A 24,806-nucleotide genomic window follows, 5' to 3' on the forward strand; every position below is an offset into this window, starting at 1 on the left:
AGTCGCTAAACGCGACATGAGAGAGGGGAAGCGCCTATGCTATTGGCGCAAGTAACGGATATTCATCTGGGCTTTGACCCGGACAATCCGTCAGAATTTAACCGCAAGCGCCTCGATCAGGCGCTGAAAGCCCTGTGCGAAATGACGCCGCGGCCGGATGTATTGCTGGCGACTGGTGATCTGGTCGATCGCGGTGATCAGGACAGCTATATGCGGCTCGAGCAAGCTTTTGCTGACTTGCCCTTTCCGGTCCATATGTGTCTGGGCAATCATGATTTGCGCGCGCCGTTTCAAAAGCAATTTCCTGATGTACCGACGGCAGATGGCTTCGTCCAATATGAGATAGACGATGGCCCGCTGCGTCTATTGTTTCTCGATACACTGGAAGAGGGACGTCACGGCGGCGCATTCTGTGAGGTGCGTGCACGGTGGCTCGCTGAACGGCTGGCCGAGAAACAGGATAAGCCGACGCTGTTGATATTGCATCACCCGCCGGTTGAATCCGGTATTGCATGGATGAACACTGATCCGCGCGAGCCGTGGGTCTCTACGCTGGCGGATACAATCGCGGGCCATGATCAAGTCAAAGGGATGATTACGGGCCATCTGCACCGCAATATTTCAACGTCTTTTGAAGGCACCAGCCTCTCCATTTGTGCCTCCACTGCCCCGCAAGTCGCGTTTGATCTGGAACCGATAGACCCGGAAAATCCCGATGGCCGCAATATGATTGTCGCTGATCCGCCCGCCATTGCGCTGCACTGGTGGAATGGCAAACAACTGGTCAGTCACTTCGAAACGGCGGAAGAGCATGTGATGCTCGCCCGCTATGACGAGAATTTGCAGCCGTTGGTGCGGGCGTTGCTGGCTGAGCGGCCTGAATAACATCGGCTGGCGCGATAGTTTGCGCGCGCGTCTCCACTATCCATTTTTGCATTGGCAAAACTGAACGCGATGACCCATGATGATTTTCTAATCATATGGTTTTAACGGAGGTTTGCTGTGACGGATCTGGTGCTGCGTGAGGATAAAGATGGATTAGCGGTCCTGACATTGAACCGGCCGGACAAGCTGAACAGCCTGACAGTCGGCCTTTTCAAACAGTTGCGCAATCATATCGCCGATATCCGCCGCGACGACAGCGTCGGCTGTGTTATTTTACGGGGCGCGGGGAAATGTTTTTCCGCAGGCCATGACCTGAATGATATTTCTGAAGGGGAAGAGGTGCCCTCGCGCGGCTGGCATTCCGAGACCTTGCGGATGATGGAAAAACTGCCGCAACCGGTGATCGCGGCTGTGCATAGCCATTGCTATACCGGTGCGCTGGAGGTTGCGCTGGCCGCTGATTTTATCGTGGCCGCAGACAATGCCAAATTTGGCGATACCCATGCGAAATGGGCATTGACCCCCATCTGGGGCATGAGCCAGCGGCTGCCGCGCCGGGTAGGTATCGCAACCGCCAAAAAACTGATGTTCACTTGCGAGACTGTGTTGGCTGACGAAGCGCTGCGGATCGGGCTGGCTGAGACGGTTTTTCCTTTGTCGGAGTTTGAGGCTGAAACCGAAGCGCTGGCGCGACGCGTTTTGGAAAACTCGTCTTTCTCTCACGCGGCCAATAAGCATCTGCTGGAGGCAACCGATGCCGACCCAATGGATGCCGGTTTGATCTGGGAAGTCATGGAAAATGAAGGCACAGGCCCGGATATGCAGGACCGGATCAACGCCTTTGTGAAGAAATAGGACCGACCCCACGGGCTGCCGTGTCGTTCATCGATGGCTAAGTGCCGTTTGTCTAAAACATGATTTCAAAAGCAACCTTTTTGCCTTTGATGCGCGGTTATTGTATCGGGGTATCAAGCGCAAAAGAGCGTAGAGTTTTGTGTCCTTAACAGGGGCGACATATCCTATCTATTGGAGAGACATAAATGCGATTTTCAGTTTCCAGCCGTAAATTTTTTCTGGGCGTATCAACCGCCGCTTTGCTTGGTATTGGCGGTAGTCCCGCTATGGCTGCGCAAACGACTGCAGAACTCAATCGGATGAGCGCAAATGGAAATAGCGGCATGAAGAAAACATCAGACGACGCCTCTGAAAATTCCATCCTGCAAGAATGGACGGGACCCTATGATGGTGTACCGCCATGGGATGAAGTGAAAGTTTCTGATTTCCCCACTGCGTTCCAGCAGACGATGAAAGATATCAAAGCGGAATTTGAAACGGTGCGCGACAATCCTGAGCCAGCGACCTTCGAAAACACGACGGTGCCATTGGAGCTGGCAGGCAATAAGGCCAATGAGCTGTTCGCCATTTGGGGTGTGCATTCAAGCAACCTGTCCAATGATGAAGTCCGCAAGATTCAGGGCGAATGGCTTCCGAAAATTTCCGCCTTCTTCAACGAACTGACCCTCGATCCGAAGATCTTTGCCCGCTATAAAGCCGTTTATGATGGCCGTATGACAGCTGGTCTTGATGCACAGCAATTGCGCTTGGTTGAACGCGACTATGAAGGTTTGGTGCGTAATGGCGCCTTGCTCGAAGGGGCTGACAAGCAAAAGCTGATTGAACTCAGCACCGAACTGTCAAAAGCGTTTAATGAATTTTCGAACAAGGTGTTGGCGGATGAAGAGACCTTCATCTTCCTGACCGATGAAGCGGAACTGGCCGGTTTGCCAGCAAGCTTCGTGGCTTCCATTGCTGAAGCTGCCAAGGAACAGAAAAAAGAAGGTTGGGCGCTCAAAAATACCCGCTCGGTGATGCAGCCCTTCCTGCAAAATTCGACCCGCCGCGATCTGCGTGAGAAGGTGTACAACGCCTATATCAACCGCGGTGACAATGGTGATGCGAACGACACCAACATGACGATCGCCAAAATCCTGAAGCTGCGGGCGGATCGCGCGAAGCTATTGGGTTTCAAAACCCACGCCCATTTCCGCATGGCCGACACAATGGCGAAAGAGCCTGAAACGGCGATGGATTTGATGATGCAAGTCTGGCCTGCTGCGGTTGCGCGCGTCAAAGAAGAAGTCGCGGATATGCAGGAAGTTGCGGATGCCGAGAATGCTGGCATTACGATCAAGCCATGGGATTATCGCTTTTATGCGGAGAAAGTTCGCAAAGCGAAATATGATCTCGATGAAGCGGAGATCAAACCGTATTTCAAGCTGGATAATATGGTGGAAGCCATGTTTGACGCTGCGAATAAATTATACGGTATGGATTTTGCCGAGAATACCGGAACGGTTCCAGTTTTCCACCCCGATATCCGGACCTTTGAAGTGAAGCGCGGCGATAAGCTGATCGGTCTCTTCTATCTCGATAATTTTGCCCGTGCCGGTAAGCGCTCCGGTGCTTGGATGACCACTTATCGCAGCCAATATGAACTGGGCGGCAATAACCGCTATGTGCTGGCGTCGAACAATAACAATTTCGTCAAAGGCGGCGGAGGATCTCCTACGCTGATCAGTCTGGATGACGCGTCGACCCTGTTCCACGAATTTGGTCATGCGCTGCATTATCTGAACTATGACATTAAATATCCCGGTCTTGGCGGCACGCCGCGGGACTTTGTGGAATATCCCAGTCAGGTGAACGAGAATTGGCTGCTAACCCGTTATGTGCTCGACAATTATGCGAAACATGCGGAAACGGGTGAACCGATGCCGCAGGCGCTGGTCGATAAGATCAACAAGTCCAAAACCTTCAATGAAGGTTTCTCGACGGTGGAATATCTGTCCTCCGCCATTGTTGATATGAAACTGCACAACCGCACTGATCCGGTCACAGACCCGGATGCATTTGAGCGAGAAACGCTTGCTGAAATTGGTATGCCGGACACGATCGTTATGCGTCACCGTCTGCCTCAGTTTAACCACCTGTTCTCATCTGATGCTTATTCGGCTGGTTATTACAGCTACCTCTGGTCCGAAACCATGGATGCGGACACCTGGGCGGCCTTTGAAGAAGCAGGCGATGTTTGGGATGCGGATACGGCCGAACGTTTTCGTTCAGTCATCCTGTCCACCGCGAATGAAACGGACCGCAAGGAAGCTTACCGCAAATTCCGTGGCCGTGATCCTGAGGTCAAATATATTCTCAAGAAGCGCGGCTTCCCCGTTCCGGGTGAAACCGCTCGTACAGAAGGTGGTGAAACAGTCGGCAACGACTAAGCCACTATTTAGAATATAAAAAAGGCGCGCTGACCAACGGTCTAGCGCGCCTTTTCTTTTGCTTATTGCAGCTGTTTAGAAGCGAACTCCGATACCCGCCAGAACCTGATGCCGATCAAGATCAATGCCGATTTCGCTATTGTCGGAGAATAGCTCGTCATCAAATTTCAGACCGCTATAGTTGGAATAGCGATATTCCAACTTCACATAGCCAGGGCCGATAAGTTGTTCGATACCGGCACCGACGCGGAAACCGTCGATTGACTGTGTATCGTCAAATTCAAAGTCGAAGCCGTCATCCTCGATCCGGTCCTGAAAACGGGATTCTACGCTGGTATTGGTGTAACCACCTTTGGCGTAGATCAGCGTACGTGGTGCTACCTGAGCGCCGATCCGGGCACCAAGATACAGGTCCCGTTTGACATTGATCCGGTACCCAAATGGCGCCGCAATGTCTTCATCCGTTTCCTGCTTTCCTGTGGAGTCCATATATTCGGCTTCAACACCGAAGATCACCGATCCAAGATCAAAGTCATAGCCGACTGCTGCACCATAGGCGAAGCCATCGACGGACTGATCCAGGTCATTATCTTCGAAAATGCCGTCATCATCGGTATCGATGTCAACATCACTGCCAGAGCGCAGCGTATCATAACCGCCGAGAATTTCGATCCGGGGACCGGAAAAAGGGGATTGCTCCTGTGCTTGCGCGGTCGCAGGCAACAAGACGCTGCCCGCAAGGAGAGTAAGTATTAAGGGGGATTTCATAACTAACTCCAATTACTATTCAAACAAACCTGCGGACAAACTGAACCGCAGATATTACTATGTTCAAAGATTTGAACGCGGCCCCGATGCATAAAATTAACTGAACGCCAGATGACAGCCTTCTGCCGTTCGTCGCAAATCTAAATTAATGTAAAATCGAGGCGATTCTGTTGCATTTTGGCCATATTCCAGCCGCTGGTGGAGCGTCGGGCCATGCTATCCGTGATTTACCGAAACCATTGGAAGCGATACGCAATAATGCGTCATGAGCATGCAAATATGCGCTCTTGACCAAAATAGGTTGCAATGACACGTTTCGATTCAAATTAGCGAGAGGAAACCCCGTCATGACCATCAATGCTGTCCGCACACCCGACGAACGCTTCGCCGATATTCCCGATTTTGATTATCCGGTTCACTATGCAGAGGATTTGCCGGGCTATGCAGGATTGCGCGCGGCCTGGATTGATGAAGGCGCAAAGGATGCAGGCCGCACGTTTCTGTGCCTGCATGGCGAGCCAAGCTGGTCTTTTCTCTATCGCCGGATGATTCCGGTTTTTCTGGAGAGCGGGGCGCGTGTTGTTGCACCTGATTTCTTTGGCTTTGGCCGGTCTGACAAGCCGACGGAGCTGGATGATTATACGTTCGATTTTCATCGCAACTATATCCTGGCGCTGGTCGAGCGGTTGGATCTTAAAAATATCACGCTTGTGGTGCAGGACTGGGGCGGACTGATCGGGCTAACCTTGCCGGTGGACGAAGCGTTTAAAGCCCGTCTGTCGCGCCTGATTGTTATGAACACGGGGCTCGGGCTTGGCCGCACGCCCGGGGATGGTTTTAACGCATGGAAAGAATTTGCGCTCAACACGCCGGAATTCAAAACCGGCCAAATTATCGCCAGCGGCACGCCGCATCTGACCGAACAGGAAATCGCCGCCTATGATGCACCATTTCCGGACCCAAGCTATCAGGCAGGCGCGCGCAAATTCCCTGCGCTCGTCCCGGTCTCACCCGAAATGGACGGCGTAGAGGTTAGCACCCAGGCCGCTGTCTTCTGGAAAGACGAGTGGCAAGGCGCCAGCTTTATGGCCATCGGTGATGCCGATCCTGTACTCGGCCCACCGGCCATGCTCAAATTGCAAAAGCTCATCAACGGCTGCCCCGAGCCGATGATGATCGAAGGCGGCGGCCATTTTGTGCAGGAATGGGGAGAACCCATTGCCCGGGCCGCGCTTGAAGCTTTTGGCGACATCTAGTTAATTGCTGGCGATCCTGTTATAAATAGCGCGGCATTGGACAAAGGAACCAAGCTTTGTTGAGCGATAGTTTGGACAGGATCTTCATTCACCCCTTAACCGCCTCGCAGGTGTTGCTGGCGGCACTCACCCTTACGCTAGCCTCGTCTCTATATTGCGTGATCTACACGACGCTTGCTGGACGGGGAGAACCTTTGGTCGAGGGGATTATCTGGGCCGGGCTGAACATTGTGCCTTGGCTGATATGTTTTGAAATCGCAAAGCGGTTGGGCTCTTGGCCCATGCAGTTAGGTATTTTGGTTGTTTTCGCCACCGGCATGTCCTTTCTGGACACCTTGATATCTAGCAGCACCATCATGTTCGAGCTTACCAGGCGGCTTCCCGGTGCCTTCATTATCGCAGGAATGTTGGCGCTGTCTTGGATATTGAAGCGTTTTGTGTCCGACCGTGCTGTGGCCAAGAAACTTGTCTCCACAAACGAACTTCCTCTGCTTGTCGATCAGATCGGGTGGGTAGTGGCTGCCGGCAATTATGTTGAATTGCATGGTTCAGGCCCACCGATATTACACCGAATGTCTATATCCGCGATGGAAAGCCTGTTGTCTGCGCATGATTTTATCCGGGTCCACCGGTCCGTTCTCGTACGGCGTCAAACCATCAAGGATCTAACGGGCAATATTCTCACGCTCAACAATGGTCAGACCTTCAAAGTCGGTAACCGTTACCGCTGGGCATTGCAGTAAAAGATTCCACTAGCGGAAATTTCGTCCCTTCGTCACATCGCCCTTTCTCTGTCGCATCCAGCGCCTCTATCTGTTTGTTCTCGTCATGGGACAGAACATGAAAGGGATAATGATGCACCGAATGTTGACAGGGTTGGTCCTCGCGATGGCGATGGCCGGAGCACACACAAATGCGCTGAATGCGCAGACGCGGGTAACTGGAGACCTGACAGTGGCATCGGATGGGCCGCTGGAACAGACGGATGGGCTGGAGACTGAATATGGTACTGTCTCAACCCGCGAGGGGCTGCGCCTACGCAGCGTTCTTACTCGTCCAGAAGGGACCTCCGGACGCCTACCGGCCATATTTGTGACTCAGTGGGTTTCTTGCGACAGCATTATCTTTCCTGAAGGCCGCGATACCCAGTTGCGACTACTCGCTCAGCAGTCGGGAATGGTCATGATCCGCATTGAGCGTTCCGGAACCGGCGATAGCGAAGGACCAGGATGTGATAAGCTCGATTACGATACAGAGGTTCGTCACTATCGCGAAGCTTTAGTTCAGGCCAAACAGCATTCATGGGTTGATCCCCAGCGCGTGGTTATTCTGGGGTCAAGTCTGGGATCGACCACAGCGCCCTTGGTTGCGCAAAATGGCGATGTCGCTGGTGTAGTCGTGCAAGGCGGAGGAGCCGTGACCTATCTGGAACGCATGATCCATTTCGAACGTCTATATGTCGAACGGTCTGGCACTGTAAAACCAGAAGATATTCACTCTGAAATGCTTCAGCGAATTGCATTTCTGCAGCATTATTTGATCGGCCAGAAAACGCCGGATGAAGTCACATCGGACCATCCTGATTTGGCTGGCATTTGGCAGACAATCAGGGGGACTGATCCCGAAAACCATTACGGTCGTCCATTTGCATGGCATTGGCAGGCAGCGGAAAAAAACTTCCTGGCGGCCTGGTTGTCGCTGGACGTACCGGTGATGGTGGCGTTTGGCGAATATGAGCAGTTTGAAAGCCGCCATGGCCACCGGATGATTGTCGACATGATCAACCAAAAAACGCCCGGCTCCGCAGAATGGTTGGAAATCAAACAGGCGGATCATGGCTTGGCACTATATCCAAATGCCTTGTCAGCTTATGCCTACGAAAACGGCGCCACAGCCCATCAACTCTATGTTGCCCCCGTCAGCCAATGGCTGCGGCGCGTCGTAGGATTACCGAAATAGAAACGCGCGACCGGTTAAGCGGCCATTGCGGTCTTACTGAAGCTCTCTGTGAAGCGGGGTTCCATAGGCTGGCTGGATACGATTGCTAGCGGCAATGCCGTCTCGCAATGCGCACATTCTGCGCTGAATCGGCCAACATGCCAATGGGATTTACCGCATCCAGGACAGCGATTCACGATATCCAGATGATACATGGGTTGGTATCCGCGCTGAACAACTTCAGCTTCGGCTGGGGTGATCGATCCAGCCGCATTTTTGCGAGGCCGGTTGACGAATGATCGAGGGGACAAATACATCGTTCTTCCTTCTCTTGGTTGCTAAAATTATTACGCACGAAACTAAGATTGGTTACTGAATTGACGGTGAACCGTTTTTTTCCGTCGATGAAAAGATAAAGGTTCACATGGATGTAGATAGGATTTTTCCGCCATCTGGGCGTGACAATCCGCACACCGGTCCGCAAGTTATTGAAACAGAGCGGAAAAAAGTGTTAAAAAAAAGTTACGGAAAACTGCCAAATATTGACAGACATCCTTAAAAAATCGTTAAAATTGGCTAGTTTAGCGATTCTTCAAGCAGCCGTGCGAGTCGCAGACCGGCTCGTTCAATCTGGAGTCGCGCTGTCGGGATCAGCTGTCGGATTTCATCATTATCCACTTTACCCCGGCGAGTGAGTTTCGGGCCACAAGATGGTTGGTCTTCGGCGGTGGGATAGCTGTAATCGCGAGAGACTTGCCAAGCTTGTAATGCCCAAAAGTCTGTGGTTCCGAACGACTTATCGGATTTTTCTTCCGCGCTATAACGGCGGACCATTTCCGGTCCGTCCGTAATGGCGCGTTCCGCCAGCGGCCCATCCCACAGCCAATGCAGGTTCATTCTGCCTTCAATGACGCCATAGGCTGCGCTGACATCATTGCCGCCGCGATCGCTGCGATCACCGCTATGAAGGGGCATGTGCATGTCTCCGACGAAATGGACCAAAAAGGTTAACGCTTCGAGCCGGACATGCGCGGGTAGCGACTTGTCTTTCAGTAGCGCCGCATTGCGGTCAATTTGGGCGGATACGCAGTTACCATTTCGGCATGCACTTTTGAGATTAAACGGCTTGCAGATATCGACATTCTGATAATGCCAAGGGCTGGTATAGCCCCAGCGCAGCCGGTCGCGCCTTATGCAATCGGGCCAGACACTGGCATCGCCAATATTTTTGAGATCACATTTGGGAGTCCCAAGCAAAGCTGCCGAGCGGAATAACCGATTCATTCGCGCCTTGGTCGCCGGGTCGATATTGGTTTCTGCAATCCCTGCTATAGTGCGATGCGCATATTCAGCCCACGCGAATGCTGGACTGGGAGAGAGAAGCAGGGCGAGCAGGAGAAGTTTTTTCAGCATGAATGTCCAGTGCGCTATTTAGATTACAGGAATGTGTATTCTTTGGCCGCTTGGGCACCAGATCGACAAGCTTTATTCCACATTGGCAACATTATATTTGAGCGCTTCTTCCTTGGTCAGGCACCGCCGGGTGGACTGGTCCTCGCCCTCGGTCTTAACCGCTTTTTGTTTATACATAATATCGGTCAGCAGTTTGCGCGAAACGCCCATGCGAATGAGAAAATCATTATCTTCGGTGGCGAGCAGGGCGCTTTCCTGTTCCACCTCACCAATCAGCTCGACAGTGGAATCGGTTCCCATCTCAATGCTGTAATTAATCGCGTTGCGATCGCCGGTCATGGTGAACATGTGGACCATGAAGTCTCCATCAGATTCAATAATCCGGGCGCGGCCGCCCATGAAGACAAAATTGCAGGCGCTGAAACAGGTCCACCCCGCCGGGATACGGGTGATCAACAAGCCGCCTAACTCGCGGATGATCCGGCCAGCTTCATTGCCAGCACGGGCATGGCCGCCCGGAGAACGCAGCCAGATCTCTGTGATATCTGGATTGTCCGCCAGTGTTTTTTTCAGCCGTTCCGGCAGGCCGGTATCAACAACGCCTTCGGCGAGCAGCACTTTGGTGCCGTTCTTTTCCACAGGCGTGAGCACCATTTCCTTGTTGCTAGTCCAGTTTGGTTTGGCAGGGCAGGTTGGATTTTCTGCATCTACTTCCGGCGCAGTATTCCCTTGAACAGCCAGCATTGCAGCCAACGCTATTAGTGATTTGCAATATTTGTTCATTACCATTTTCCCCGCCCGACACAGGCATATCATAGGCTAACATTAAATTTGTCACAAGAAGTGCGATATTTCACAGACAGGGTCAAAAAGGCGGCGTAAACTGCATTTTCATTAGTGACGCGTAAGGGAGCCTGATCAGGCGAAGCTTGCGGTAGTACCGGTTTGAAGCTAGCAATTTTGGAAGGGAGGCAATCAGATGACAATAGAAGTGCGGAGCATGTGTCATGCGCTGATCGCGGCTTCCTTGCTGGTCAGTGTCGGGTCACCGGCCTTTTCGCAGGAACAGGATGCATCAGAAGCGGATCGCGCCTATGTCGCGCCGGTCACAGCAGAGCCGGATTTACCGGCATTGCCGCCAACCCCTGTGCTCAGCCAAGATGGCTATCCCGATTGCCGGGAGGATTTTCAGAAAATTGCTGCGCCTTTTGACAAGGCCGAGGATACTAATCGCTGCACCGTCTTACTTGATCGCTATTATGCCGAGGTGCTGACACCATTTCGCCAGCGGATGATTGATCACCAGAATGAGATATCGGCGATTTATACCGATAGAGTCGCTGGAAAAATGGAATTTTCTGCGAAAAACCGAGACCAATTTTATACGGATATGCGCCGGGAGCATGCGGCTTCCGATCCTGATGGTGCCAATCTGGCGGATTATCGTGCGCTTGAAACCCGCTATCAACAGGACCGGGCCTATTTGCAGGACCGTTTCTGCTTCAACACTGGCTGTGGTGGCTATGCTGTGCCGGAATATGTCGCCAAGGATGACAAATCCGAAGGCGGTAAAAAGGGCAGCGCTGGCAAAAGCGCGAAGAAATCCAAAGGCCCGCAGAAATGTAAGAAAGCCAAGAAGCGCGGCGGATTGCTCGGTGGCATAATAGGCGGTGTGGCTGGTAATGCCGCTGGCCTGGGCAAAATCGGTACACTGATCTCTAGCGCGGCTGGTGCTGTGCTGGTCAGTGAAATTGCTTGCCAATTGACCGAAGACGAACAGAAGGAAGCCGTCGCAGCTACGGTTGAAGTTACCGAGAAAGAAGAAGTCGGTGCCACCGCGACCTGGAAAAGCCCGACACGAGCCGGCGTTTCAGGATCATCAACGGTTACCGCGCTTAATACCGAGCCTAATGGCCGCAAATGCCTGAACATCACCGATGTGGCGATTATCGATGGTCAAGAAACCCGTGTGTCCAAGCAGATGTGCCGCGGGCAGGGTGATGAAGGCTATACGATCCTCGCTTAACTTGGCATCCGCTAAGCCAAATCGGCTTTGATGAAATCTGCCGCCCGCTCGCCAATCATGATGCTTGGCGCATTGGTATTGCCGCTGATAATCTCCGGCATGATTGACGCATCAGCAATATAGAGCCCGTCCAATCCCTTAAATTTCAGTCGGCTGTCGACCACCGCATCATCATCGCTACCCATGCGGCAGGTGCCGACCGGATGATAGACGGTATCCGCGCGGTCCCGGATGAGAGCGTCCAGCGCATCATCATTGCTCATGTCGATGGGATGGCGATTGGTTGGCTTGAAGTCGGTGAGGGGCGGTGCTTCCATAATCCGCTGCATATGGCGGACGCCAGAGCGAAGCGTGGCGATATCGCGGTCATCATCGAGGAAATTAGGATCAATCGCTGGCGGTGCCGTTGGATCGGTTGAGCCAAGCCGCACCGTGCCTTTGCTATGTGGGCGCAGCACGCAGGCATGGCAACTAAACCCATGGCCTTTGACCTTTTCGCGGCCATGATCTTCCAGCATCGCTGGTACGAAATGATATTGAATATCGGGCGCTGGCACATCCGGGCTGGAGCTCCAGAAGCCGCCGGCTTCGGCATAAGGTGTGGTCATGATGCCGGTACGCTTCATCCGGTGTTCGATGATCGCCTTGCCCATGCGCACTGTGCCTTGCAGAGAATCGCCAATGAGTTCCTTGGACTCCGTCTGATAGCCTGAGACGAAATCAATATGGTCTTTCAGGTTGGCGCCGACTTCCGGTTTGTCGGCCGCAACCTCCACGCCCATTTCCTTGAGATGCTCTTCAGGACCAATGCCAGATAGTTGCAAGATATGGGGTGACCCGAAAGCACCGGCGGAAAGCACCACAGCACCTTTAGCGGATAGGGTTTCCTGTTTCCGGCCCCGTTTGATCTGTACGCCCGTAACGCGGCCATCTTTGATGATCAGTTTTTCGACTAGCGATTTGGTTTTGATGTCCAGATTTTGCCTGTTGCGACCCGGTTCGACATAGGCGCGTGCAGCAGACCAGCGTTCACCACCTTTCTGGGTGACCTGATAAATGCCCATGCCTTCCTGCTGCGCGCCGTTGAAATCGTCGATTATGGGAATCTGCAAATTGCGCGCGGCTTCTACAAAGGCAACGCTGCCCGGGTTCAGCCATTTTTGATCTGACACCGAGAGCGGGCCATCGCCGCCATGATAATCATCGCCGCCCGAATTTTTGAAGCGTTCATTGCCTTCGGATTTCTTGAAATAGGGCAGGACATCATCATAGCTCCAGCCATCACAGCCCATTGCTGCCCAATTGTCATAATCCCATTTATTGCCGCGAATATAGACCATCGCATTGATTGCACTGGACCCGCCGAGACCGCGTCCGCGAGGTTGATAGCCAATACGGCCATTGAGCCCCTTTTGCGGTACCGTATCAAATTGCCAGTTTGCGTTTTTCAGCAGAAACGGCATCATTCCTGGTGTTTTGACGAGGAAATTATTGTTGTTGCCACCCGCTTCAATCAGGCAGACTGAGCGCTTGCCATCTTCGCTCAACCGTCCGGCAGCTGCGCTCCCTGCTGATCCGCCGCCGATGACGATGATGTCATATTCTGCCATTCATTCTCTCCATTTTATATCGTCATGCTGAACTTGTTTCAGCATCTCCCTGTTCTGTTGCAGGGTGACTTATTGTTTGTTCATTTTGTGCGGCCAACCACCGCGCTCTGATCGTTTCGCTGCTGTCGCGGCTGCCATCATGGCTCCAGCCCGGCGGTTTGATCAGATAGAATAGTTTGTAGCGCCATGGTGCCGTCCACAGATCCTTGGCCATGCCGATCCATTCATGAAAAACCGCCCATAAGATATTATAACTTTTGAGGTTTTTGATGATGCCATATTGAATTTTCTCGTCATCCCGCTCTTCTTCAAACGTGCCGAACATCTTGTCCCAGATGATGAAAATTCCGGCATAATTTCTGTCGAGATAGCACGGATTGGTCGCATGGTGGACCCGGTGATGGGACGGGGTGTTCATCACCGCTTCAAACCAGCGCGGCATACGGTCAATCGCTTCGGTATGGATCCAATATTGATAGAGCAGGTTTACCCCGCCAACAAAGGCGATCATCGCGGGATGGAAGCCGATCAGGAACATCGGCAGCGAAAATATCCATGTCAGCGCAAAGGTACTTGTCCACGGCTGGCGCAATGCGGTCGAGAGATTATAATGTTCGCTGCTGTGATGATTGACATGCGCCGCCCAGACCCAGCGGATGCGGTGGGCGCCGCGGTGGAAGATATAATAGAAGAAATCATCGACAAATATCGCCAGGATCCAGGCCCACCAGGTGAAGGGGACGTCGAACAGCCGAAATTGATAGACCCAATATATCGCGGCCACAGCCAGTCCGCCGGTCAATATCCCGGCGACCACGCTACCCGTTCCCAATGTCAGGGACGTTGCCATGTCTTTGACATCATATTTGATGTCATCGCGATAGCGGCTCATGAAAAATTCGATCGCCACCGTCGCGACAAAAAACGGAATCGCATAAAGGGTGGGATCGGGAAGACTGTCCATGCCTTCCTATTTACAGCGCTGTCAGCAACTGTCCAGCAGGATTAGTTGGCTCCGCCTGCCAGAGCCTCCACCATCGCGCGCACGGGGGTAATGTCATATCCGGCGTTTCCGGCAAGGCGTGCAATTTCGTCCGGTGACAGACCTTTTTTCGCCTGTGCCAGCGACCATAGTAAAGTCGAGCGTGTGCCGGACCGACAATAGGCCAGCGTCTTGCCTTTGGCGCCATCAAGAGCGGCGATCATCGCATCGACCTGCGGCGCAGAAAAGCCGCTATGGGAGATGGGAATGCTGATATAATCGATCCCGGCGGCTTTGGCCGCTGCTTCAATATCGGCGCTTTGCGGCGCGCCAGGCTCTTCACCATCCGGACGGTTGTTGACGATGAGTGTAACGCCGTCGGCTTTCGCAGCAGCGACATCATCCAAACTGATTTGAGGGGATACGCTGACTTTTTCGTTGATGGAGCGGAACATGGCTTTTGCTTTCTCTTGTGTGATTTCTATCGGGGGATCCTGAACGGGCTCTTGTGCGCAGGCTGACAGTGTCAATGCTGCGCTGAGCATACTGATTGATATCGAAGCTTTCATATCATCTATTCCGGTTCAGTGGTCGAACATCTGCTCTCATATTCAATGCAATCTTCAAAATCTGCAAGCGCTTTGACGGTTTCCGGACTGTCGGAGTAACGCAGGCGCAACTTTGCCAACCGTTTGTCTGTGCCGGTGCAGAGTTTCTTGATCTGTTCGTTGAGGAGTTTCTGGCGCTCTTCATCATAGCCAGGTTCACCGCGAAAATGGTCGCAGCCTTGGCGCTGGATGATGAAGCTACGCGCCTCTTTGACAATGGCAGGATCGCGAGGATCATTAAAGCTATCGGTCCACGGCGTCAGCGTTTTTTGGGGTGCGCAGGAGGAAATAAGCAAGGCCGCTATGCTTACTATGATCAACTTGTTCATACGCTTTCTTCCTGCGCTTCGGTCACTTCCTGAATCACAGTCAGAAATGGCTCGCCATATTTTTCAAGCTTAGCCGCGCCAATGCCGGGAAGTTCCGCCAGCGCCACCAAGCTGCGCGGTTTAAAGCCGGTCATGTCGCGCAGCACACTGTCATGGAAAATCACATAGGGCGGAACACCTTGTTCTTTGGCAAGTTCCATCCGTTTGGAGCGCAGCGCATCGAACAAGGGATCGCCAACCGGATTGGGTGAGCTGCCGCTCCGCCGCCTTTTGCGTTCGCGCACCGGTGGTTCGACAATCGCCACCTCGGTTTCGCCCTTTAAGATAGCCCTTGCTTCAGGTCCGAACATCAGGCCGCCATGTTCGGTGTTGCGCAGCGCGTCGCGCAACAACAAGGAACGCGATACTGGTTTGATCAGAGGCGCTTCTTCAGTGTCAACAATGTCGAAAACGGAGAGTTGGTCATGGCCGCGCGACAGGACCTTATCCTCCTGCTTACCGGTCAGCACCGCTTCGAGGTGACCAACGCCAAAACTCTGACCGGTGCGATAGACGGCAGACAGAAATTTGCGCGCTAGCTCGGTGACATTGCGGGTGATGGGCGCGTTCAGGCAATTGTCGCAATTGCCACAGCTTTGTGGTGGATCTTCGCCAAAATGCTTGAGTAGGATAGCTCGGCGACATCCCGCGGCTTCGACCAGCCCGCCTAAAGCGGAGAGCCGGGTGCGTTCGCTGGCAAGGCGCTGTTCGTCAACTTCCGTCAACCTTTGCCGCGCTTTGGCAAAATCCTCTGCGCCCCAGAACATATGGGCCTCTGCCGGATCGCCATCGCGGCCCGCGCGTCCGGTTTCCTGATAATAGGCTTCGATAGATTTGGGCAGGCCGGCGTGGGCAACAAAGCGGACATCCGGCTTGTCGATCCCCATCCCAAACGCGATGGTCGCGACCATCACCATATCTTCAGAAGCGACAAAGTCGGCTTGGTTACGTTGACGGACTTCCGGTGGCAGGCCCGCATGATAGGCGCGTGCGCTGCGTCCTGTTTTGGCAATTTGATCTGCCATCTTCTCGGTCGCGTTACGGGTCTGGGCATAAATGATACCGGGCCCGGGTACGCGTTCAATCAGATCGGCAACCTGTCGGGTCAGGCCCTTGCGCGGCGAAATGCTGTAGCGGATATTGGGCCGGTCAAAGCCCGCGATGATCAGGCCATCTTGCTCAATGCCAAGCTGCACCAATATGTCATCGCGCGTATGTTTGTCGGCGGTGGCGGTCAGCGCAAGGCGCGGGACATCGGCAAAATGATCGAGCAACGGACGAAGCAACCGGTAGTCGGGCCGGAAATCATGACCCCATTCGGAAACACAATGCGCTTCATCGATGGCGAAGAGCGAAATCTTCGTTTGCTCAAGCAGGTTGCGGAAATGCTCACCGGATGCGCGTTCCGGCGCTGCATAGAGCAAGTCCAGCTCGCCTGCCTTTAACCGCGCAATGGTCTCTGCGCGATTGTCGTCGGCCGAGGTCAGTGTCGCGGCACGGATGCCGACGGCCTCGGCACTACGCAACTGGTCGTGCATTAACGCGATTAGCGGGGAGATCACCACCACTGTGCCGTCATTGGCGATGGCTGGCAATTGGTAACAAAGCGACTTGCCCGCTCCGGTCGGCATAACCGCCAACGTACTTTGCCGGTCCATAACCCGTGTGAGAACCTGATCCTGAACACCTCTAAAGGCGTTAAACCCGAAGGTGGATTTCAGCAGCGGCAGGAGATTCTCGATCATCAGGCATTCCTACCCAGCAGATCGAGCGAACGAAACCGTTAAAGTGCCATTGTTCGATTTTATCCTGCGTTAGGTGCGCTACCAGACTTTCACGCGCTTGTCGGGAGCGAGATAAAGCTTCTGACCATCTTTCACGTCAAAGGCCGGATACCAGCGATCGATATTGCGAACGACCCAGGCGCGCTGAATAGACGGAGCATGAGGGTCGGTAAGCAGGCGATTGGCGAGATTTTCCTCGCGATAGTTGCGCCGCCAGACCTGTGCCCAACCAAGGAAAAAGCGCTGGTCGCCGGTCAGACCACCGAGCACAGGCGCTTCCTCGCCACCTAACGATTTACGATAGGCATCATAAGCGATGGTCAGGCCAGCCAAGTCGCCGATATTCTCACCCAGCGTAAACTCGCCCTTCACCATCTGTCCGGGCAGCGCTTCATAGGCATCATATTGCGCGATCAGGGCTTTGCCGGCTTTGTCAAAAGCTGCGACATCTTCCTTGGTCCACCAATCGTTCAACGCACCATTTTCATCATATTTCGCACCTTGGTCATCAAAGTGATGGCTGATCTCATGACCGATCACCGCACCGATACCACCATAGTTCAGGGCAGGGTCGGCATTGGGGTCAAAAAATGGTGGCTGCAGGATTGCGGCGGGGAAGACCACTTCCATCATACCGAAATTGGCATAGGCGTTCACGGTTTGCGGCAACATGCCCCATTCCCATTTGCGGATCGGACCACCGAGCTTTCCGGTTTCATAGTCATGTTCAAAATTGCGGCTGCGCAGTTCGTTGCCAAATGCATCATCCGCTGCGATTTCAAGGTCGGAATAATCTCGCCATTGGTCCGTATAACCAACTTTAACAGTGAAGTTGGCGAGCTTTTTCTGGGCCCGCTCCTTGGTTTCGTCTTGCATCCATTCCAGACCGTCAATGCGCTCACCCATGGCATCCATGACGTTGCTGACCAGTGCGTTGATAGATTCCTTATATTCGGCAGGGAAATATTTGGCGGCATATTCCTTGCCGACTTCTTCGCCAAGAACGCCTTCGGTAAAGCCAACCGCGCGTTTCCAGCGTACTTCCTGTTCCGGCGTGCCGGACAGGATAGTCTGGTAAAAGCTGAAATGCTGTTCATCCACAGCCTTGGGCAAAACGTCCGCGAAACTGTCGAGCGAACGGACGACGAGCTGATCCTTCAAGACCTCGATATCGGTTGCAGCGATGATATTGGCGATGCCTTTGACCGCACTTGGCTGCGCAACAATTAGTTCGGCAGACTTGCTCACGCCTAAACCGTCGAGATAGGCCGTCATATTGAAACCAGGTGTCGTTTCCGCCAACGCATCATTCGTCATTTTATTATAGGTTTTGGTGGCATCGGATGAATCTTCGCGTGTCCAGTGGACGCCAGCAATTTTCGTCTCATATGCCAAAATCGCATCTGCGCGGGCTTCTGCGTTGTCAGCACCGGATTGAGACAACATCGCCGCGAGATGTTTGCGATAGGCGTCCCTTACTTTCACCAACCGTTCTTCATCGGACAGATAATAGTCACGGTCTGGCATGCCCAAGCCCGCCTGACCCATTTTGTAGATATAGGTATCCGGCTTACGGTCATCTTGATCAATATAGCCGCCAAAAGGACCACCAACGCCGCTGCGATCAGCTTGCGCTGCCAGCGCAGCATAATCGTCCTTGTCGGTCAGTGCTGCAATTTGGTCGAGCCAAGGCTTGATCGGGGTCAAGCCTTTCTCTTCAATTGCGGCTTCAGCCATATAGCTTGTGAAAGCACGGCCAATTTTGGAATCGCTATCATCCTTGGCGGCTTCCAGCATTTCCTTCACGCGCTCTTGCGACAGGTCGGCAAGGGCGGTGAACATGCCATAGTTGGATTTGTCCGATGGAATTTCGGTATTCTTGGCCCAGGTCCCGTTGGCAAAGGCGTAAAAGTCATCACCGGCGGCAACCGCTTTATCCATCCCGTCTTGATCGAAACCAAAAGCACCGATTTGGGCTTCTGTTGGCGTGCTGTCAGCCATGGAGCATGCGCCCAGTGATAGCGGCAGCAGGGCGCAAGACAGGGCAAGGGTGATGCGGTGATGAGCTTTTATGGGCATGATGAAGTCTGCTTTCGTTTGGAATCTGATGGAGCTGCGGCGATTTATATAATTTCAGACAGCAACTAGTATCATTTTAAACGATATTCAAATTTTGAGAGGTGATTCCGCAGAATATAGTGACACGTTGGTCGAAGACTATGCTTCGTTTTTCATGCCCGCTGTGACACGCCAGTAGTGAAAACCAGCCCAGATATTGAAGAGCGCAAGGAAGGCGAGGGCCTTTTGTAGTGCCCCGGCCTCGCCGAGCTCTGCCGCGAACATGTCGGACAAGATTCCAACAAATACCGGTCCTACCCCCAAACCGATTAGTCCTGCGATCAGCAAATAGATGGCGACAGCCATGGCTCGGGTTTGATCACTGGCCAGCCTTTGTAAGGCGGCAAAGCTTGGGCCATAATAGAACGTCGCTGCAAAGGTCGGGATTGCCAGCAAGATAACGGCAATATTCGCGCTGGGCGCATAGATAGCCCAGATCATACCCGGCGCGGCAGCGACCAAAATTAGACCGCTTATCAGAAGCGGTAGTGTGGCCCTCAGTTTTCCGAAATAGTCACCCGCTTTGCCGCCCAACCAAGCACCAAATCCGCCGGATAGACCAACCATCACGCCAAGCTTCCAGCCTAGTTCACCATAGCCAATGCCGTGTACACGGACGAATAATCCGCCATAAAAGCTTGCCAGACCGTAAGAGACAAATTGCACCAGCGCACCCGCGGCAACTAAATGCCAATAGGCGCGCTTCGATGACAACTGAACGAGCGCTTCGGTTAGCGTCATCTTGTCAGGATCGCGTTCAAAGGCTTGTGCCAATGACAGTTTTCCGCGTGGATCGGGAACTGTAAACCAAATAACCAAAGCGACTATTATACCGGGTAATCCGGCCATGAAAAACGCCACGCGCCAGCTGAAATTTTCTGCAATCCAGCCGCCGCCAGCATAAGCAATGAAGGCACCAATCGGAACGGACATGCCCAATATACCGAGCGCGCCAGCTCGGCGTTCCGGTGGAAAAAGATCCGCAATAAGGGAATGGGACGCCGGTGCAGATCCGGCCTCGCCAATTCCCACACCGACACGAGCGAGGAAAAGTTGGATAAAATTGTTAGAAAGACCACAAGCCACCGTCATCGCAGACCAGACAGCAATGGCGATCGCAATGATCCGGCTACGGTTCCACTTGTCGGCCAGCGCTGCCACGGGAATGGCTAGTGTCGTATAAAATATCGCGAAGGACAGTCCAGTCATCAACCCGATTTGCGTGTCCGTCAGACCCAGATCGCGTTTTACCGGCTCAGCCAATATCGAAATGACCTGACGATCGAGGAAATTGAGCATCGTGACAACGAACAGGACGCCCAGCACATAATTGGGATACCGACTTGAGGTTGATGCGCTGGTTCCTGCGGTGGTTTCTAGTCCTGCCATGAGTTCTTGTCTCATGTTGTTATGGCTCGGCATACCCTTTGTTTAGTTAGGTGCAATCTTGGCTTCTTGGTCTTTGGCATGGGCGTACGATATGGCTTTAGGGACAGTGTCTTTTTTGCCCGCGCTGTTCTATCCCGACTGAATGCTGCATATTGTGCACCATAGCGATTATGTCGCCCCGCCGCCGAAAAGGGGGAGCTTTGCCTTCGACAAATATCGCCTGGTCATGGAGGCTGTTAAAGCGTTTGGCGACGATCATATTGTGCACGCCCCGCACGCCATGGAGCGGGAATGGTTGGAGGCGGTGCACGACCCATCCTATGTCGATCAGGTGCTCTCATCATCCGTACCAGCTGAGAAAGAGAGGCGGATTGGCTTTCCGGTGTCGATGGAGATTGCGCAGCGCGTCAGATTTACGTCGGGAGGGACATGGCTTGCCGCAAAACTAGCGCTCGAACATGGTTATGCCGCGAATAGTGCAGGGGGTAGCCATCATGCGCTAGCCGATACAGGGGCGGGCTATTGCGTGTTTAATGACTTGGCAGTGAGCGCCAACCGCTTGATAGCGGAGGGAGATGTTGGACGCATCTTGATCCTCGATCTGGATGTGCATCAGGGTGATGGAACAGCCTCTCTCCTTGCCGGACGCAGTGATATCATGACGGTTTCGATCCATGCAGAAAAGAATTTCCCGGTGCGCAAGGCCCGATCAACCTTGGATATTGGTTTGGATGATGGCACGGATGATGCGCAATATCTGAAAATATTATCCGATCATCTGCCGGTGATATTGAATGATTTTCGCCCTGATCTGTTATTCTATCAAGCGGGTGTCGATCCCCATATTAATGACCGGTTGGGGCGTCTGGGCCTGACGGACGAAGGATTGGCGGCGCGAGAGCGTTATGTCATCCGGCAAGCCCGAAACAAAGCCATACCCGTCGCCAGTGCGCTGGGTGGTGGATATGGCCATGACCATATAGCGGTGGCCAAACGTCACGCCCAATCGATGCTAGTCATGGCTGATGAAAATAGCCGTATCTGATTGCAGGCTTTCGACTAATATTTCCCTGTTCATCCGGCTTATTTTGTTGTTTATCTACGACATAAAATAAAGTCTTTGGGAGTCCTCATGAAATATCACCTGATCACCGCGCTCGCCGCTATTTCTTTCGCCGGACAGGCTTATGCCCAACCTGCTGATCAAAAAGCAAAAGAGGAGAAATGGGACGTAAATACACCCAAAGGTGCGACAATCAAGCAGGTGCCGATTAAAACGGACGAGGGCAGTTGGATCGACGTCGACGTCAGCCCTGATGGTGGCAGCGTTGCCTTCGCATTACTTGGTGATATTTATACGATGCCGATGGCGGGCGGTTCTCCGACGCGCATAGCCGAGGGACTGGCTTGGGAAGTGCAGCCGCGCTTCTCCCCCGATGGCAAACGTATTGCGTTTACCTCGGACCGCGGCGGCGGCGACAATATCTGGATTATGAACCGCGATGGCAGTGACAAGCGGCAAGTCACGAAAGAGAAATTTCGCTTGCTGAACCAGCCTAGCTGGAGCCCCGATGGCCGCTATATCATTGCCAAGAAACATTTCACCACTGGTCGGTCGCTCGGCACTGGTGAGGTCTGGGTTTATCATGTGTCCGGCGGGGCAGGGGTTGTTCTGGTCAAAAAACCGAATGAGCAACATCAAAAGGAATTGGGCGAGCCGATCTACGCGCCAGATGGAAAATCGCTTTACTACACCCGGAATATCACACCCGGCGGGCAGTTTATTTACGCGCAGGATTCCAATACGGATCTTTTCAATATCGAGGAATATGATCTGGAAAGCGGCGAGGTTACGACGGCTGTATCCGGTCTTGGCGGGTCGGTACGGCCAACGCCCTCACCCGATGGTAACAGCATTGCCTTTGTCCGACGGGAACGGGCTGAGTCCAAGCTTTACGTGAAGGATCTGGCGACAGGTAAAGAGCGCAAAGTCTATGATGATCTGGATCAGGATGTGCAAGAAACCTGGGCCGTCACGGGCGTCTATCCCAATATGGATTGGACCCCCGACAGCCGCAGCATCGTATTTTGGGCGGGCGGCAAAATTCGCAAGATATCCGCTGATGGCTCTGGCGCATCGGTCATTCCCTTTGCAATCGATGATACGCGCGGTGTTGCCGATGCCCCGCATCCGAAAATCGCGGTAGAGGCGGATAGTTTTACCGCCAAAATGCCTCGCTTTGCGGCTGTGTCGCCCAATGGCCGGCAAGTTGTGTTTGAAAGCCTAGGGCAGCTCTATGTGAAATCCATGAGCGGCGGTGCGCCGAAACGGTTGACAAACAGCCGCAATGAACGCGAGCTATTCCCGTCATGGTCCCGCGATGGCCGGTCGATTGTCTTTGTTGGATGGAGCGATAGCAATCTTGGGCGGGTCAAGACGGTGAGCGCTTCTGGCGGCTCGGCCCGCACGGTAACAAATCGTCCAGGCCACTATGCTCGGCCACATTTCTCACCAGATGGTCGTACGATTATTTTTGAAATGAAAGATGGTGGTTATCTAACCTCTCCAGATTATTCGGTTGATGATGGGGTTTATAGCGTTGCAGCATCTGGCGGCGCGCCAATACGAATTGCCAAGGGTGCGGCTGGCCCGCAATATGGCGCGACCAGTGACCGTGTGTTCATGATGGCACAGGAAGACAATAAGCGCGTGCTGATGAGCAGCGATCTCAACGGGGAGGCAAAGCGCACCCATGCAACGGGTAAACTAGCCAACGATTATATCGTGTCTCCCGACGGTCAATATGTTGCTTTCCGTCAAAATTATGAAGCCTTTGTGATGCCGCTAATGCCGGGCATGCAGGCGGTGGCCGTTGCACCGGATAGCAAGTCGCTGCCGGTGATGCGGGTCAGCAAAGGCGGCGCAGACTATATCCACTGGTCACAAAATGGCCAGCAACTGCATTGGAGCATCGGGCCACAAGTTTTTACCGCTCAAACCAGCGCGCTTTTTCCCAATGCGCCAGCTGCCAAAGACGCGCCGAAATTTACACCGCCCACTAGTGGTGTATCGCTGGCGCGCACCATTGCGGCTGATAAACCGAGTAGTTTGGTGGCCCTGACGGGTGCACGGCTCATCACCATGTCAGACAAAAATGGCGGGATTGTTGATGGCGGCACGATTGTCGTGAGAGACAATAAGATCCTGTCCGTTGGTCCAAGCGGTAGTGTATCAGTTCCGGCGGGGGCGACTATAGTTGATCTTACCGGCAAAACCATAGTGCCTGGCTATATCGACGCCCACGCCCATGGTGCGCAAGGCACAGATGAATTGGTGCCACAGCAAAACTGGTCTTTGATCCAGAACCTGGCGCTAGGCACCACCACTATTCACGACCCTTCGAGCCGCGCCAGTGAGATTTTTGTCGCAGCGGAAATGCAGCGGGCAGGGCAGCTAATCGGGCCGCGCATCTTCTCCACCGGTGAAATTGTCTATGGCGCGAAAGCGGCCTCTGTTTATGCCGAGATCAACAATCTCGACGATGCCCTCGATCATGTCCGGCGGCTGAAGGCGCAAGGTGGTAGTAGTGTGAAAAACTACAACCAGCCACGCCGTGAGCAACGCCAGCAAGTAGTGGAAGCGGCGCGTCTGGAAGACATGTTGGTGGTTGCAGAAGGTGGTTCGCTCTTCGGCATGGACATGGCGCTGATTGCTGATGGCAACAGCACGCTGGAGCATAATATTCCGCTCGACATTTTCTACGATGATGTCGTGCAGATGTTCTCCCAATCGCAAACCAACTACACGCCGACCATCGTGGTTAGCTATGGCGGATTGGCCGGTGATCCCTATTGGCGACAGGCAACTGATGTATTCAAACATCCTTTGCTTACCCATACGCCGCCCAAACAACTGGCGGCCGCAAATGTAAGGCGGACCAAAGCGCCGGAAGAAGATTTTGTCGATGATGACAATGCTCGTGAGGCCAAGAAACTGGCAGACAAAGGCGTGCTGGTATCAATCGGCGCGCATGGTCAGCAAGCTGGTATCGCAACCCATTGGGAACTCTGGTCGTTCGTTCGCGGCGGTATGTCACCGCTGCAGGCGCTGCGGTCAGGCACGATTGACTCCGCCAAGTCTCTTGGCATGGGGGATGAGATTGGTTCCCTCGAAGCGGGCAAGCTCGCAGATTTGGTGGTACTCGATGCAGATCCCACTGCCGATATCCGTAACAGCGACAAGATCCACCGGGTCATGGTCAATGGCCGGATGTACGATCCGGTGACAATGAACGAAGTTGTGACGGGTAGTCGAAAACGTATCGCCTATTGGTGGGAGTGAAGAGCGCCCTCAGATTGTAGCTGCCCCGGATGGCGGTG

At 53.4% G+C, this 24,806-nt stretch carries 19 protein-coding genes; 9 read left to right on the forward strand and 10 right to left on the reverse strand.

Annotated elements, in window-relative coordinates:
• The first annotated feature begins 36 nt into the window (after positions 1 to 36).
• The 3 genes from ABJM21_RS02980 to ABJM21_RS02990 all read left to right on the forward strand — a co-directional run bounded on the left by ABJM21_RS02980 (position 37) and on the right by ABJM21_RS02990 (position 4,166).
• Positions 37 to 885 carry a phosphodiesterase gene (locus tag ABJM21_RS02980; protein ID WP_348302883.1) on the forward strand — a complete coding sequence of 283 codons (849 nt, stop codon included), beginning with the start codon at positions 37 to 39 and terminating at the stop codon, positions 883 to 885.
• Between the two features lie 117 nt (positions 886 to 1,002).
• Complete coding sequence (locus ABJM21_RS02985; protein ID WP_348302882.1) at positions 1,003 to 1,740, forward strand: enoyl-CoA hydratase/isomerase family protein; 738 nt, start codon at positions 1,003 to 1,005, stop codon at positions 1,738 to 1,740.
• Positions 1,741 to 1,925: 185 nt separating this feature from the next.
• Entirely contained in the window at positions 1,926 to 4,166 is a 2,241-nt protein-coding gene (locus ABJM21_RS02990) for a M3 family metallopeptidase (RefSeq protein ID WP_348302881.1), read from the forward strand.
• Positions 4,167 to 4,241: 75 nt separating this feature from the next.
• Here ABJM21_RS02990 and ABJM21_RS02995 read toward each other — a convergent pair whose 3' ends face one another.
• Positions 4,242 to 4,934 carry a porin family protein gene (locus ABJM21_RS02995; RefSeq protein WP_348302880.1) on the reverse strand — a complete coding sequence of 231 codons (693 nt, stop codon included), beginning with the start codon at positions 4,932 to 4,934 and terminating at the stop codon, positions 4,242 to 4,244.
• Positions 4,935 to 5,281: 347 nt separating this feature from the next.
• On the opposite strand from ABJM21_RS02995, the gene ABJM21_RS03000 reads away from it, so the two are divergent.
• From ABJM21_RS03000 to ABJM21_RS03010, 3 genes are all read left to right on the forward strand, one after another.
• The gene (locus ABJM21_RS03000; protein ID WP_348302879.1) at positions 5,282 to 6,190 is read left to right on the forward strand and encodes a haloalkane dehalogenase; all 909 of its coding nucleotides are present in this window, start codon (positions 5,282 to 5,284) and stop codon (positions 6,188 to 6,190) included.
• A gap of 59 nt (positions 6,191 to 6,249) precedes the next feature.
• On the forward strand, positions 6,250 to 6,933 hold the full coding sequence (locus ABJM21_RS03005; protein WP_348302878.1) for a LytTR family DNA-binding domain-containing protein: 684 nt from the start codon (positions 6,250 to 6,252) through the stop codon (positions 6,931 to 6,933).
• Between the two features lie 121 nt (positions 6,934 to 7,054).
• A complete protein-coding gene (locus ABJM21_RS03010) occupies positions 7,055 to 8,149 on the forward strand; it encodes an alpha/beta hydrolase (protein ID WP_348302877.1) in 1,095 nt (364 codons plus the stop codon).
• A 555-nt stretch (positions 8,150 to 8,704) separates the two neighbouring features.
• On the opposite strand, the gene ABJM21_RS03015 is transcribed toward ABJM21_RS03010, so the two are convergent.
• Complete coding sequence (locus ABJM21_RS03015; RefSeq protein ID WP_348302876.1) at positions 8,705 to 9,541, reverse strand: S1/P1 nuclease; 837 nt, start codon at positions 9,539 to 9,541, stop codon at positions 8,705 to 8,707.
• A gap of 72 nt (positions 9,542 to 9,613) precedes the next feature.
• Positions 9,614 to 10,324: a hypothetical protein gene (locus tag ABJM21_RS03020; RefSeq protein ID WP_348302875.1), complete on the reverse strand. Its 711-nt coding sequence runs from the start codon at positions 10,322 to 10,324 to the stop codon at positions 9,614 to 9,616.
• Between the two features lie 196 nt (positions 10,325 to 10,520).
• Here ABJM21_RS03020 and ABJM21_RS03025 point away from each other — a divergent pair, with 196 nt between their 5' ends.
• Positions 10,521 to 11,567 (forward strand): hypothetical protein, encoded by a 1,047-nt coding sequence (locus ABJM21_RS03025; protein WP_348302874.1) that lies wholly within the window; start codon positions 10,521 to 10,523, stop codon positions 11,565 to 11,567.
• Between the two features lie 11 nt (positions 11,568 to 11,578).
• Here ABJM21_RS03025 and ABJM21_RS03030 read toward each other — a convergent pair whose 3' ends face one another.
• From ABJM21_RS03030 to ABJM21_RS03060, 7 genes are all read right to left on the reverse strand, one after another.
• The gene (locus ABJM21_RS03030; RefSeq protein ID WP_348302873.1) at positions 11,579 to 13,177 is read right to left on the reverse strand and encodes a GMC family oxidoreductase N-terminal domain-containing protein; all 1,599 of its coding nucleotides are present in this window, start codon (positions 13,175 to 13,177) and stop codon (positions 11,579 to 11,581) included.
• A gap of 22 nt (positions 13,178 to 13,199) precedes the next feature.
• The gene (locus ABJM21_RS03035) at positions 13,200 to 14,141 is read right to left on the reverse strand and encodes a sterol desaturase family protein (RefSeq protein WP_348302872.1); all 942 of its coding nucleotides are present in this window, start codon (positions 14,139 to 14,141) and stop codon (positions 13,200 to 13,202) included.
• A gap of 41 nt (positions 14,142 to 14,182) precedes the next feature.
• Entirely contained in the window at positions 14,183 to 14,614 is a 432-nt protein-coding gene (locus ABJM21_RS03040; RefSeq protein WP_348303360.1) for a TIGR01244 family sulfur transferase, read from the reverse strand.
• A gap of 119 nt (positions 14,615 to 14,733) precedes the next feature.
• On the reverse strand, positions 14,734 to 15,096 hold the full coding sequence (locus ABJM21_RS03045; RefSeq protein ID WP_348302871.1) for a hypothetical protein: 363 nt from the start codon (positions 15,094 to 15,096) through the stop codon (positions 14,734 to 14,736).
• Positions 15,093 to 16,880: a DNA helicase RecQ gene (recQ, locus tag ABJM21_RS03050; RefSeq protein ID WP_348302870.1), complete on the reverse strand. Its 1,788-nt coding sequence runs from the start codon at positions 16,878 to 16,880 to the stop codon at positions 15,093 to 15,095. Before recQ ends, ABJM21_RS03045 begins: the two co-directional genes overlap by 4 nt.
• 78 nt (positions 16,881 to 16,958) lie before the next feature.
• Positions 16,959 to 18,920 carry a M13 family metallopeptidase gene (locus tag ABJM21_RS03055; RefSeq protein WP_348303358.1) on the reverse strand — a complete coding sequence of 654 codons (1,962 nt, stop codon included), beginning with the start codon at positions 18,918 to 18,920 and terminating at the stop codon, positions 16,959 to 16,961.
• A 216-nt stretch (positions 18,921 to 19,136) separates the two neighbouring features.
• On the reverse strand, positions 19,137 to 20,441 hold the full coding sequence (locus tag ABJM21_RS03060; protein ID WP_348382198.1) for an MFS transporter: 1,305 nt from the start codon (positions 20,439 to 20,441) through the stop codon (positions 19,137 to 19,139).
• Between the two features lie 127 nt (positions 20,442 to 20,568).
• Between ABJM21_RS03060 and ABJM21_RS03065 the strand changes: the two genes are divergently transcribed.
• A complete protein-coding gene (locus ABJM21_RS03065) occupies positions 20,569 to 21,471 on the forward strand; it encodes a histone deacetylase (RefSeq protein WP_348302868.1) in 903 nt (300 codons plus the stop codon).
• A gap of 87 nt (positions 21,472 to 21,558) precedes the next feature.
• Positions 21,559 to 24,768 carry an amidohydrolase family protein gene (locus ABJM21_RS03070; RefSeq protein WP_348302867.1) on the forward strand — a complete coding sequence of 1,070 codons (3,210 nt, stop codon included), beginning with the start codon at positions 21,559 to 21,561 and terminating at the stop codon, positions 24,766 to 24,768.
• The last annotated feature ends 38 nt before the right edge of the window (positions 24,769 to 24,806 follow it).

The organism is Parasphingorhabdus sp. (assembly GCF_039977335.1).
Lineage (GTDB): Bacteria > Pseudomonadota > Alphaproteobacteria > Sphingomonadales > Sphingomonadaceae > Parasphingorhabdus.